At 33.2% G+C, this 14,020-nt stretch carries 10 protein-coding genes and 2 riboswitches; of the genes, 5 read left to right on the forward strand and 5 right to left on the reverse strand.

Going from position 1 to position 14,020, the window contains the following annotated elements; all coding sequences use genetic code 11:
• Positions 1-33 precede the first annotated feature (33 nt).
• Complete coding sequence (locus CPG45_RS04250; RefSeq protein ID WP_096230778.1) at positions 34-546, forward strand: ECF transporter S component; 513 nt, start codon at positions 34-36, stop codon at positions 544-546.
• Positions 547-576: 30 nt separating this feature from the next.
• Here the strand turns inward: CPG45_RS04250 and CPG45_RS04255 are convergent, their stop codons facing one another.
• The 5 genes from CPG45_RS04255 to lplA all read right to left on the reverse strand — a co-directional run bounded on the left by CPG45_RS04255 (position 577) and on the right by lplA (position 9,321).
• Positions 577-1,752, reverse strand: coding sequence for a M28 family peptidase (locus CPG45_RS04255; RefSeq protein ID WP_096230779.1), 1,176 nt, complete (start codon positions 1,750-1,752; stop codon positions 577-579).
• 59 nt (positions 1,753-1,811) lie between these two features.
• Positions 1,812-4,082 carry a TolB-like translocation protein gene (locus CPG45_RS04260; RefSeq protein ID WP_096230780.1) on the reverse strand — a complete coding sequence of 757 codons (2,271 nt, stop codon included), beginning with the start codon at positions 4,080-4,082 and terminating at the stop codon, positions 1,812-1,814.
• Positions 4,083-4,189: 107 nt separating this feature from the next.
• Positions 4,190-6,775 (reverse strand): transglycosylase domain-containing protein, encoded by a 2,586-nt coding sequence (locus tag CPG45_RS04265; protein ID WP_096230781.1) that lies wholly within the window; start codon positions 6,773-6,775, stop codon positions 4,190-4,192.
• Between the two features lie 176 nt (positions 6,776-6,951).
• The gene (locus CPG45_RS04270; RefSeq protein ID WP_096230782.1) at positions 6,952-8,118 is read right to left on the reverse strand and encodes a pyridoxal phosphate-dependent aminotransferase; all 1,167 of its coding nucleotides are present in this window, start codon (positions 8,116-8,118) and stop codon (positions 6,952-6,954) included.
• Between the two features lie 222 nt (positions 8,119-8,340).
• The gene (gene lplA, locus CPG45_RS04275) at positions 8,341-9,321 is read right to left on the reverse strand and encodes a lipoate--protein ligase (RefSeq protein ID WP_096230783.1); all 981 of its coding nucleotides are present in this window, start codon (positions 9,319-9,321) and stop codon (positions 8,341-8,343) included.
• 79 nt (positions 9,322-9,400) lie between these two features.
• Positions 9,401-9,499, forward strand: a riboswitch (glycine riboswitch).
• Positions 9,500-9,502: 3 nt separating this feature from the next.
• Positions 9,503-9,573: riboswitch (glycine riboswitch) on the forward strand.
• Positions 9,574-9,661: 88 nt separating this feature from the next.
• Here lplA and gcvT point away from each other — a divergent pair.
• Genes gcvT through gcvPB form a run of 4 tightly spaced genes read left to right on the forward strand, consistent with a single transcriptional unit; the run spans position 9,662 to position 13,987 of the window.
• A complete protein-coding gene (gene gcvT / locus CPG45_RS04280) occupies positions 9,662-10,762 on the forward strand; it encodes a glycine cleavage system aminomethyltransferase GcvT (protein WP_096230784.1) in 1,101 nt (366 codons plus the stop codon).
• A 13-nt stretch (positions 10,763-10,775) separates the two neighbouring features.
• Positions 10,776-11,159, forward strand: coding sequence for a glycine cleavage system protein GcvH (gene gcvH, locus CPG45_RS04285; RefSeq protein ID WP_096230785.1), 384 nt, complete (start codon positions 10,776-10,778; stop codon positions 11,157-11,159).
• A 36-nt stretch (positions 11,160-11,195) separates the two neighbouring features.
• Complete coding sequence (gcvPA, locus tag CPG45_RS04290; RefSeq protein ID WP_096230786.1) at positions 11,196-12,539, forward strand: aminomethyl-transferring glycine dehydrogenase subunit GcvPA; 1,344 nt, start codon at positions 11,196-11,198, stop codon at positions 12,537-12,539.
• Positions 12,536-13,987, forward strand: coding sequence for an aminomethyl-transferring glycine dehydrogenase subunit GcvPB (gene gcvPB, locus CPG45_RS04295; RefSeq protein ID WP_096230787.1), 1,452 nt, complete (start codon positions 12,536-12,538; stop codon positions 13,985-13,987). Before gcvPA ends, gcvPB begins: the two co-directional genes overlap by 4 nt.
• Positions 13,988-14,020 lie beyond the last annotated feature (33 nt).

Raw genomic sequence — 14,020 nt, forward strand, 5'->3', positions numbered from 1 at the left:
AAAATGTATTTGGAAATAAAAGGAGGTGTTACTATGAATAATGGTATACCATCATTTAAATTTGATGCAAAATTTATCACAAGGACAGCGATTTTATTGGCTGTCACAATCATAATTCAATTTATAAAGATGCCACAGCTTATAACAGGTTCCATTGTTAACGCTATGCTAATCATTGCCGGTGGGATTGTTGGCATATGGTCGGGTATATCAATAGGCCTTTTAACACCGATCATAGCCTTCTTGGTAGGACTCATGGGTTTCCCTATTCTTATTCCATTCATTATGATAGGAAATGTTATATATGTCTTACTTTTTTCAGCGATAAAAAATAATATCATTGGAATGGCAGTTGGCGCAATTGTCAAATTCCTATGGTTAGCAGCATCTGTAAAATACATACTTCTATGGTTTAATGTCAAAGTGCCATTAAAGATTGTACAAGCATTCACATTACCACAACTAATAACAGCAATTATCGGTGGCATCATAGGATTATTCTTTGTATTTATTCTAAGTAATTATTTTAAAAAAACAATTGAGTAGGAGAAATCCTCCTACTCAATTATACTTCTTTTAATTATGTTCGCTTATTCTTTTTGAAACTCTCAAAATGTATTCTATAAGAAAACTTTCTTCATACCTCAGCAATTTTGTATCAACATTATTAAGCGTGTCTGTATACCAATGATAATTTTTTAACCTTCCTTTCTCATCCATTGAAAGAAATGATATTGCATTAAATCCGTTTGCCATAACAGGCAGGGCATCCGTCGGTAAAAGAAGGTTTTTCATTCTTTGTACTAATCCGTTCGGATACTGATTTTTCATTTCATCTGCAACATTAAGAAGAATTTCACCAGCTTTTTTATAAAATATCATGCCCTCTCCTTCAAGATACGTTAAATTTCCTGCACCAAGATTATCAAGTATGATAAACAGTGTATCATCATTTAAAAGCTTTTTATGCCGCTTTAGGAAATTTTTCATACCTCTTTCACCGGTTTCCTCACTTCCCGTAAACAAAAATACTATATCTACATCTTGAGGAAAATCATTTTTATTGTTGATATAATAATTTGCTAGGGCCATTGCAAGTGCCGTCCCAGATCCGTTATCATTTGCACCATTAGTATATTTCCCACTTATCTCACATATGAGCATAAATACAATCATAAAGAAGGTTATTGTAAGACCAATTCCTTGAATGATATATGATACTAAATGTAAGTGAAAAAGCTCAAAAATGATACCTACCGGAATCAATGCATATCCAAAATATCCTATATTGTAAATTGTGTTAAGTTTATCAACTATTTTCGGGCTAAACATTATACTGCCCTTTTGCGTATCATAGTGAGCAGAGACAAATATTTTCTTTTTATTATTTTTCTCAAACTTAGTAAAGACATTTTTAGATAGATGCCGCGGCATTAAACTTGTTTCAAAATATTTACCGCTAAGTTCTAACAATAAAAGACCTATAGCAAGAAGGCTTATAATGAATTCTATAATATTGAGATATTCATCATATACAAGTGAAGCAGCACCCATTACAAAAAGTAGGATGCCAAACTGCAATGGCAAAATATAAAGATTATCGCGGGTTGTCATAAATTCCTGTTTTATAACATCGTATCCCATGTCTTTTAACTCGCCTGCAATATAATCAGCAGCTTTTCTTTCGTTTTTCGTAGCAGAACCACGATGCTCAAATTTTGAAAGCTCTTTTAGATAATCTAAACTTTTCATAGTAAACGCCCCCTTACATATATATTTCTACACCGATATTAGTTTTCCTTCAATAATTTTTACCTGTTTTTAAATCTATATACATTTCCATCACAAGAATACATATAGAGGTACATGCCATCATCACTAATCGCTATATCACTAATACCCGTTTTTGTGTAATAATTGTAAAGCACATTTCCCTTTAAATCATATAATGTGACACGATTAGCATTATTTAATATATTTTCGTATTCCTTAGATAATATCGCAATGTATCTGACGTCGTCTGATTCACATGCTTTTTCTATGATCCAGTCAAATGATACCTTTTTTGCTACTTTGAATCCATTTATGAAAGTGAGTTCATATTTACCCGATTTCATATTATATCCTTCAATAAATGCATCACCATTATCAGATATATAAGAATTCCTAATACTTAGATTATTCTCTAAAGCAATATTTATTATTTTACTATTATTATATAATCTATTACCAGAGCTCGTTTTAGTAAAAAATGTATTGCCATCATCAGATTGTTTTATATATACTTCTTTATCATTATCTCGTTTATCAATTTTTACATTTCCATCAAGACCTATGACAATATAGCCATTTTGTTTACCATTATAACTTGCTGATACATATTCTTTTATAATATTTAAACTATAAACGTCATCACCTTTTAACTTCTGCTCCCACAACATGTAACCCATTTCGTTAAAAAGGTCAATAAATGAGCCATTTTCTTTATCATCTGGTGTTGATACAGCATATGCAAAATGTTTTCCATCTGTAGATATAGCAAGTGACGTTACTGAGTGTCCTTTTTTAATGTATTTATGTGCAGTAATCATGCCGTTTTTATCGAATTTTATCACTTCAAATACCCCATTATTGTTTGATGAAATTAAGGATTCTCCATTTTGCGATACTGCTAAGTTTTCAATATTTCCTTTTACATTGTTAATCCAGAATCTATTGCCATTTTTGCTATACTTTTCTAGCATATTATCATGTGCAATATAAATATTTTCACTCTCATCAAGCTTTATTAGTGCTTTTCCACCATAATCTAAGCCGATATTCTTTTGCCAAATTTTCTCCGGGAACCTACCATTAACTGGCTTAACAATAGTATCAACACTTCCTTTTGAATAATCATATACATATATTCCATTTGATGATTGACCTAACAGCCTTTTCCCATCTTTCGAAAATTTTAATATAGCTATAATATCATATGTTTTTGATGTCCATATCAGGCTTCCATTTTCATTCATCACACCTATATAATCCTTGCCATTGTTTTTAGGAACAGTAGTCCCATTTATAGCAAAATATGCTTTTTCTCCTGAAAAGAAAACATCATTTATTATTCCATAGTTAACCACAATACTATCTGATAATTTATTATTTTTGTATATATATGTAACGCCATAATTGCCTGTTATTATCTTGCTTCCATCATCATTAATATAATACTTGCCACCGTATACCACATATTCGTAATGTGTCCCATCTTCTTTATATATATACAATTTTCCAGAGCTGGTTGTCTTAGAATTGTTAGTAGTAAATAAAATTGTTTTCCCATCTACTGATAACCAAGCATTTTCATTAATGTCTTTATTGTTTAAGACATTATTTGCATTATTATCAATAGTATACTTATTTAAGGTTACCCCATTTGTATCCGTTACGTACATATCATATCTACTAGGATTATTTATATCAATATAAAGAAACTTCTTTCCGTCTTTGCTGAAATTACATATTAATGGTGCTACATTTTCATTACTGTATTTAAGTTTTTCATTTTCATATATTTTAAGCATACCCTTCTTTATTTGGCTTTTATTATCATAATAAATATTTGATACAACGAGAAGATCAGATTCTGGAGATAAAATGCCATTAATATAAACATTATTATTTTTGTTGTTCGCCATATCAATGTCTAAAATTAAACTTAAGTTACTATCAAATAGCAATAACTCGTCATTTCCTTTTCTTAAAAGTATCCGCTTATTATTGCATGATATAATTCTATAATTGGGTTCTTTGCCTAGTTCTCTTTCTTTGACCAGTTTCCCACTTTGATAAAATCCAATATACACCAATTTATTCTTATAAATAAGAGTTGCGATTGTATCATTCCCTATAAATTCTGTATCTAAAAACCTTTCATCATTTCCCCTTATCGAATAAATCGGTAAATTATCATTCTTTAATGCCCTTGTTTGTGTATGTACTGGAGGAGTAATTGCTTGTCTTGGAGTATAAAAATTACATCCGTAAATGAATAAAGTAAAGATTATGATAAACAATAAATAAACTTTTTTCACAATATATACCTCCATTTCCTTACATATATAATATCACAAATTTAAATAAATTAGTTAACAATAATAAGAAAGAAAGGCTATACTTCTTTATAAGTATAGCCTTTTGTCTAATTACCAAGTATTGAATTTAATATATTTTGCCCAATTCCTTGGTTATTCTTACTTTTGCTTTGTGTAGTTCCACTTGTATTATTTTGCACACCATTATTCTGTCCATCGGAACTATTTTGAGCACCATTAGTATTTGTGCCATTGTTATTTCCATTACTGTTATTCTGCCCGGTGTTATCGCTAGTATTACCTGGTACCGTTCCATTCACAGGTGCTGTACCACCATTATCATTTCCGGATGGATTGCCATTTTGATTGTCACTAGGCTGTCTTTGGCTGCTATCATCAACGGCCGTTGGTACAACGTATTTGCCATCTGCGGCATGTGCATTCTGTTCCGGTGTCCTGCCTGGGGGATTGATAAATACCTCTTCTTTTACAAGGAATGGCAATGTCCACCGTGATGCAAGTTTTCCTGTTAATGTATTTATCTTGGCTGTGACGTGTACCGTACAAAAGCTTGTTGGCTGTGTGCCATCAACAAACATTTCAGTATATGTCCTGTCACCTCTCGGGTCTTGCCTACATAGGTCTGTCGGTAAATCTCCGGAATCCTTACATACTGTTTCATATACTATTCCAGACGGCTTATCTGTAAAGTCTTTTGGGGGAAGGTTTTGATGTATCTGTAGCATTACAGTTCTCCACATATTTGCAGGGAATGTACCGCCGACGACAGGAGAACCATAATTTTTTACAGGTATGTTGCCTGATTTATACCCCATCCATACAGTTCCGACATAGTACGGTGTAAACCCAGAAAACCATACATTTCCTGATCCTTCTGAAGTACCAGTTTTCCCAGCAACAGCCATATTAGGTAGTCTAGCCGCTGTACCTGTACCTTGATTAATGACATCTTGCATCATTGATCTTAATATATATGCATTTTGTTCACTTAAAACAACGTGCTTATTTGGTATATTATCAATTAAAGTCTTACCTTGTGCATCTTTAACCTCTGTAAATGTAATAGGGCTTATATACATTCCTTTATTTGCAATCGCACCATATCCTGCAGCTTCTTGAAGTGGTGATATACCTTTTGTCATTCCTCCAAGTGCTAGGGCAGGAAGGTACATATCATCTTTTGTTATATTTAGTCCAAATTTTTTTCCATAATTTGCAGAGACATTTATGCCTATTTTATTTACCACTTGTACCGCCGGTACATTCAGTGAATCTGTTATAGCTTCTCTTAAAGTTACAAGCCCATGATAATAATTACTTTCATAATTGTGTGGTGTATATGGTTTTGACCCCGGTACCTGAAATGTAGTTGGCACGTCATCGACAACCGTTGCGGCAGTAAGGCCGCTTTCAAGTGCCGGACCATATACAGTCAAAGGCTTTATAGACGATCCAGGCTGTCTATATGAATCTGTAGCCAAATTTAGTCCCCTTGTAGTTACCTTAAAGTCATTTGTATCCCTTCCACCAACTATGCCCTTTACTTCCCCAGTTTTCCAATCCATAATGACCATAGCACCTTGCACTGCTTCTTTTCTCGTTGGATCAACAGGAAACAACTTTGGGTTTTTAAATGCATCCTCCATTATTGACTGTATTTTTGGATCCATCGTTGCATAAATCCTTAGTCCGCCGTTATATATCATATTTAATGCGTCACCATTTGAAATATTCAGCTTTTGGCTAAGAGAACTTGCTACATCATTTATAACTTTGTCAATGAAGGATTTATGGTTATAGTTCGTAAGATTTAGATTATTAAAAGAATAATTAAGTTTCTCATTTATAGCCTTATTATATTCATCTTGTGTTATATATCCTTGTTTAAGCATTTCACTTAATACAAGATGCTGCCTTTCAGTTGCTTGCTCTTTATTAGAATCCGGTGAATAAATAGAAGGATTGTTCGTAATACCAGCTATCATGGCAGATTCCGCAAGGTCTAACTGGCTGACATCCTTCCCAAAGTATTGTAACGCTGCTGCCTGCACACCATACGCATTTATATGGGGGCCACCAAGATAAATGGTATTTAAATATGCTTCAAGTATTTGCTGTTTTGAGTATTTCTGTTCAAGCTTCCAAGCCAATACTGCTTCTTGTATTTTTCTTGTTAAAGTTTTTTCGTTTGAAAGCATAGTATTCTTTACAAGTTGCTGTGTTATCGTGCTTGCACCTTCAACAGGTTTACCACCTGCTTTTAAATCTGTTACCAATGCACCAGCGATCCTCTTTGGATCTATGCCGAGATTATTCTTATAAAATCTTTGGTCCTCTATTGCAACAACTGCATTTTGAAGATTTTTTGGAATCTTATCAATTGATACCCATAATCTATTGTCTGCACCATGTAAGATAGCCGCTTTATCCCATTCACCATTATCATTTTTGACATATATAATTGACGATTGCTTCATCTTTGTCAATGCATCCTGTGATAGTGGCGGTGTGTTTTTAATGATTGCTAATACTTTTCCACCAACAGCACCAACGCCTGCTAAAAATACGATTAAAATAGTCCAAAAGATAGCGGTAAATACTTTTTTAACAGTACCTTTCTTTTTTGTCCTTTTATTTCTATCACTTCGCTTAACGTTTGTGTTATTTTCCATAACATATCCCCTCAAAAAATAGTTATATTAATATTATACCATATCATATTATATCATAAATTATATACATACCTTATGTCAAAATTATTAAGAAAAAATAAAGAATATATAAATCAATAATTAAAAAAGCATGGAACATATACTAATCATAGCTCCATGCTACATTTAATTCATATTTAAAACTGCTTCATGAATTTTTCTATTCTTTTTACTGATTCCTTAAGATTATCCATAGAAGTAGCATATGCCATTCTGATATACCCCTCACCATGTTCACCGAATGCATTACCAGGTACTACTGCAACTTTTGCATCATATAGCAATCTCTTTGCGAAATCAGTTGATGTAAGCCCCGTTTTCTTAATAGAAGGAAATATATAAAATGCACCTTTTGGTTCAAAACAAGAAAAGCCTAAATCTCTCAAACTGCGGAGCAAGAACTTTCTCCTTTTATCATACTCCTCTTTCATATGTTCTATGTCACTATCGCCATTTTTCATTGCTTCTATACCAGCATACTGTGACTGTGTAGAAGCTGCTGTCACATCATATTGGTGTACCTTTGTCATATGTTTTATAAAATACTCTGGTGCAGCTATATATCCAAGCCTCCAGCCTGTCATAGCATAAGATTTCGAAAATCCGTTAATAGTAATAGTTCTTTCCCACATGTTTGGTAATGATGCAAAACTTGTGTGTTTAAATCCGCCATAGACAAGCTCAGAATATATCTCATCCGTTATTACGATTAGATCATGTTTCTTTACAGTATCAGCTATTTTTATCATATCTTCATATGGTAATACTGCACCTGTTGGGTTATTCGGGTATGGAAGTATTAAAACTTTTGACTTATTAGTTATGTATTTTTCTAAAACCTCTGCTTTTAATATGAAATTATCTTCCTCATATGTAGGAACAAAAACCGATTTGCCTCCGGCAAGCTTTGTACATGGGTCATAGGCGACAAAAGACGGTTCTGGTATTAATACTTCATCGCCTTCTTCAACAAGGGTATTTATAGCTATATAAATTGCCTCTGTTGCACCTATTGTGACAAGTATCTCTCCATCAGGCTTATAACTAATGTTATACCTTTTTTTTAGATATTTAGCTATCTCTTCTCTTAACTCTATGAGTCCAGGATTTACAGTATAACCTGTTCTCCCCTCATTAAGTGATTTTACACAAGCTTCCACTATGTGCTTTGGTGTAATAAAATCAGGCTCACCTATTGTAAGGGATATGGCCCCTGGAACATCCTTTACCATATTAAAGAAATACCTTATTGTAGATATCTCAATTGATTTCGCACGTTTTGCAACTCTGTCTTCGTAATTCATAATAACTCCCTCACTTCATTATTATTAATATTATATATTTTCTATATTAATACAAAAAATTCTACATTTCAAATAACTGTATGATATAAATATTTTTAGCTCTTTTATTGAAAGGAAATGATACCATGAGTAGACATAGTTGAGAAACATCATGTTTTACCTTTGTACAATTTTTTTTATATTATAAAAGTCTATTTTGTAAATATGTAAAATCCATATAAATTAAAAAAATAATTCTAATAAATTTTTCTCACTTATATTAGAAAAATAATCTTCTATTTTAAAACTTTCTAACACACCTTTTATATCATCCTCTTTATGCCTTATACCAATTAAAGCTTTTTCTATTTCAGATACATCATTTTTGCTGAAAAAGTCACCATAAAAATACACATCCTTTATAATTCCCCTTTCAACATTGAGAAACAATTCCACATTTCCGCCATCAAATTTTTTCTCATTTTTAAAACTGTACTTAGGCGATGCTCCAAAATTCCATTCCCATGTGCTATATTTCTCTTCTGTCAATTTCTCAATCGACTTTATATCGGATTCATTAAATTCATAAAGGTTATTTCCTCCGTATTGTTTTATAATGTGTTTCATAATCAAGTCTATAAAATCCTCTATTGACATAGGTTTTATTAAATGCTCTTCTATGTTAGTCACTCTGCTCTTAACCGATTTAACACTTTTCCCTTCAAACTTCGACGGTTTGACATTTAATGCTGCGGACAGATCCACCATATTCGAAGAAAATAGTAGTGTACCATGATGTAGTAGTTTGCCTTTATAGCTATATTGGGCATTGCCTGAAATTTTCTTTCCATCTATTGTTATGTCATTTCTTCCTTCAAATTTAGCATCAATAGATAGGCCTTTTAAAACATCTATTATAGGTATTGTAAATTTCTTAAAATCGCTGAAATTTTCACTGCCATCTTTTAGGATAAAAGTAAAATTAAGATTTCCAAGGTCATGAAATACAGCACCACCGCCTGATAATCTTCTAACTACTATAATATTATTATCTTTCACATAGTTTAAATTAATTTCAGATAAGGTATTCTGATTTTTGCCGACAACTATACAAGGAGCATTTCTCCAAAGCATAAATATATCTTCATCAAAATTCTTTAAAAGGTACTCCTCTGTTGCCAAATTGAAATATGGATTTGTACTCTTATTGTATATGTACAGCATAAAAATTCCTCCATCATTATTGAACTAATATTTTTATTATAATATAATATATTAGTAGTGTAAAATTTAATATTTCCAGATGAAAATAGCGAGAGACACCCATAGGTGGCCGAAGGAGCAATATGAAATATGTCATAATTTCATAAAATCTCTCAGGCAAATCAATCGCTATTTGATGGGTCTCTGGAAAGCCTTATGGCACCGAAGGAGCAATACACAATAGTGTAGAATCTCTCAGGTAAACATACAGAGGAGTATGATGACATTATGTCTTCATATTCCTCTTTTTTAGTACGAAAGCGTGATATTTCATTGACACAATATGAAAGGAATGATTTTGATGGATAATTTAAAGAAAACCTCTCTTTATGAAACACATATAAAATATGGCGGCAAAATAATTGATTTTGCCGGTTGGGCATTGCCTGTTCAATACGAAGGAATATTAAAAGAACATGAAACTGTAAGGACAAAAGCAGGCCTTTTTGATGTATCACATATGGGTGAAATAAAAATTACTGGTCCCGATGCCGAAAAATTCATACAATATTTAGTTACCAATGACATATCAAAACTTGCATCGAATCAAGTTATATACACACCTATGTGTTATCAAAACGGTGGGACTGTAGACGACCTTTTAGTCTATAAATTTTCACATGATGATTTTCTGTTAGTTGTAAATGCCAGCAATACTGATAAGGATTATAACTGGATACTTGATAATAAAAATGGATACAATATGAAAATCGAAAACATATCTGATAATATAACGGAATTAGCTTTACAAGGTCCAAAGGCTCAAGAAATACTTCAATCTTTGACAGATTACAATCTTGATAACATAAAATTTTTCTGTTTCGAAAAAATACACGTAAAGGGTGTAAAATGCCTTGTCTCAAGGACAGGATATACCGGTGAAGATGGATTTGAAATATATGCGAAAAATGAATATGGACCATTTATATGGGAGCAAATAATGGAAAAAGGCAAAGAATTAGGTCTTACGCCTGCAGGACTTGGTGCAAGGGATACTTTGAGATTTGAAGCAGGATTGCCACTTTACGGCAATGAACTTTCTAAGGATATATCGCCACTTGAAGCAGGACTCAGTTTCTTTGTTAAATTTGATAAAAATTTTATTGGCAAAAATGCATTACAAAATCAAAAACAAGATGGAATAAAAAGAAAGCTTATTGGATTTGAAATGATAGACAACGGCATACCGAGGCATGGTTATGAAGTAGCAATAAATGGCGATATTATAGGTTTTGTTACAACTGGATATTTTTCACCGACATTAAATAAAAACATTGGTCTTGCATTGATTGGCTCTCGATTTGCCAAAGTTGGCAATGAGATAGAAATACTTATAAGAAAAAAGCCTTTAAAAGCAGTATTGACAGGCAAAAACTTTTATAAGAAAAATTACAAAAAATAGGAGGTATTTTATTATGAAGATTGAAGAAGGACTTTATTACTCAAAAGACCATGAATGGGTAAGGGTTGAAGATGACAAAGCATACATCGGGATAACCGATTTTGCACAGCATTCCCTTGGTGACATCGTATATGTTGAATTACCTGAAATCGACACGCTGCTTAATGCAGGTGATACACTTGGTGTTGTAGAATCCGTCAAGGCTGCATCAGATGTTTATACACCTATAAGTGGAAAAGTTATTGAAATAAATAAAGCACTAATCGATGACCCTTCATTATTAAACAGTGCCCCATACGATAACTGGATGATATGTCTTATATTAGATGACTGCAGCGAGTTGGATAACTTAATGTCGTCACATGATTACAAGGAATACTGTGAAAATGAAGCATAATTCAAAAAAACATTAATAAATGAAAGGAGTGACATCATGTTTCCATATATTCCAGCAACAAATGATGAACAAAATGAAATGCTAAAAGCGATAGGCGCTAATTCAATAGATGATTTATTTAAAGATATACCAGAAAAAATACGCTTAAAGCGGGATCTAAATTTAAATAAGCCAATATCAGAGCCAGAACTTTTAAACAATATAAATCAATTAACAAATGAGATAGTGTCCACAGATGTGCTTATATGCTTTTTAGGCGCTGGTGTATATGACCATTATATCCCATCAGTTGTTAAGCATATTGTGTCAAGACCAGAATTTTATACTTCCTATACGCCATATCAGGCCGAAATAAGCCAAGGCACATTACAGGCAATTTTTGAGTATCAGACGATGATATGCAATCTCACTAGAATGGATGTGTCAAATGCGTCCATGTATGATGGTGCAACAGCATGCAGCGAAGCGGCAAAAATGGCTGTAAGTGTAACACATCGAAGAAGCATTGTTGTATCTTCAAATGTAAATCCAGAGGTAAAAAATGTTTTAAAAACATACATGAGATTTAGCGACGTCGAATTAGTTGAACTTGAAGACCGTGATGGTACTATCGATCTTGATGCACTAAAATCATCATTAAATTCTAACGTTGCAGCATTAATAGTGCAAAATCCCAACTTTTTTGGCATTATCGAGGATTTAAAAGAGGTTGAAGAGATAGTACACAAAAACAAGTCACTCTTAATAATGTATGTTGATCCAATATCATTAGCACTATTGAAAACACCTGGTGAGATTGGTGCAGATATCGCTGTCGGCGACGGTCAGCCTCTCGGAAATCCGCTAAATTACGGCGGACCACACTTAGGATTTATGGCAACAACAAATAAGCTTATGCGAAAGATGCCAGGAAGAATAATCGGTGAAACAAGTGACGTTGATGGTAAAAGAGGCTTCGTGCTTACACTTCAGGCAAGGGAGCAGCATATTAGAAGGGAAAAAGCTACATCAAATATCTGCACAAATAATTCGCTAAATGCTTTGGCTTCCGCAGTTTACATGACAGCACTTGGCAAAAAAGGACTTTATGATGTTGCGTCACAGTGTTTAAATAAGGCTCATTATGCTTTTAGCACCCTTGTTAATTCTGGCAAATTTAAGCCAGTCTTTAAAAAACCATTTTTTATGGAATTTGCGTTAAGATGCGATACAAGTGTTGATTCAATAAATGAAATCCTGCTTAAATATAATATACTTGGCGGATATAATTTAGAAAAAGTATATCCGAAATATAAAGATACTATGCTTCTATGTGTCACAGAAAAGCGGACAAAAGACGAAATTTACAAATTAGTAAATATATTGGAGGGAATAGCATGAGTTATGATAAATTGATATTTGAAGTCTCCAAAAAAGGTCATACTGCATATTCTCTTCCACCTTTAGATGTAAAAGAGACTAGTCTAGATGATATGATCCCAAAGGATTTATTGAGAGAAGATGAACTAGATCTTCCAGAGGTTAGCGAACTTGAGTTAACCAGACATTATGTAAATCTTTCATATAAAAATTACAGTGTTGATAAGGGATTTTATCCACTTGGTTCCTGTACAATGAAATACAACCCAAAGGTTAATGAAGATATAGCAAATTTAAAAGATTTTACAGACATACATCCATTACAGAATGAAAATACAGTACAGGGCGCGCTTAAACTTATGTATAATCTTCAGAATATGTTAAAAGAGATAACTGGAATGGACAAAGTTACACTACAGCCAGCTGCCGGTGCACATGGTGAACTTACTGGAATGATGATAATAAGGGCGTATTTTGAAAACCGTGGTGATCATAAAAGAAAGAAAATGATAGTACCTGATTCAGCACATGGTACAAATCCTGCCAGTGCAACAACAGCAGGTTTTGATGTAGTTGAAATAAAGTCTGGTAAGGACGGTTTAATTGACATTGACTCATTAAAAGCTGTTTTAAATGATGAAGTCGCCGGGCTAATGCTTACAAATCCTAACACATTAGGTCTATTTGAGAAAAACATCTGTGAAATAGCAAACTTAATTCATGATGCTGGTGGACTTTTGTATTACGATGGAGCGAACATGAATGCTAATATGGGTATTACAAGACCGGGTGATATGGGATTTGATATAGTGCACCTAAATCTCCACAAAACTTTCTCAACACCCCATGGCGGTGGTGGTCCAGGAAGCGGTCCCGTCGGTGTCAAAGGCGATTTAGTAGATTTCTTACCTGTTCCTGTCGTTGAAAAAGTTAATGATAAATATGTTTTAAATTATGATATACCATACACAATCGGAAAGGTAAGAAGCTATTATGGCAACTTCGGTGTTATGGTACGAGCATATGCGTATATACTTTCAATGGGTGCAGAAGGTCTTAAAAAAGCCAGTGAAACAGCCGTACTTAATGCCAATTATATAAAAGAAATGCTTAAAGCTTATTATGACCTTCCTTTTGATTGTGTATGTAAACATGAATTTGTCTTCAGCGGGATTAAAGATAAGCAAAGCAATATATCGACATTGGATATAGCAAAAAGATTAATAGACTATGGATTTCATCCACCGACAATATATTTCCCACTCATAGTAGACAACGCACTTATGATTGAGCCAACAGAAACCGAAAGTATAGAAACGCTAAACGAATTTATAGATGCTATGAAATCTATCGCAAAAGAAGCTAAGGAAAATCCAGAATCACTCAAAGAAGCGCCACATGAACCCTATATGAGAAGGCTTGATGAAGTAAAAGCAGCAAGAAAACCGGTGCTTAAATATTCTAAATAAGCACTCATAAGTTAGCCTAAAAACCGGCAAATA

It is taken from the genome of Thermoanaerobacterium sp. RBIITD (assembly GCF_900205865.1).
In the GTDB taxonomy this organism is placed as follows: Bacteria; Bacillota; Thermoanaerobacteria; order Thermoanaerobacterales; family Thermoanaerobacteraceae; genus Thermoanaerobacterium.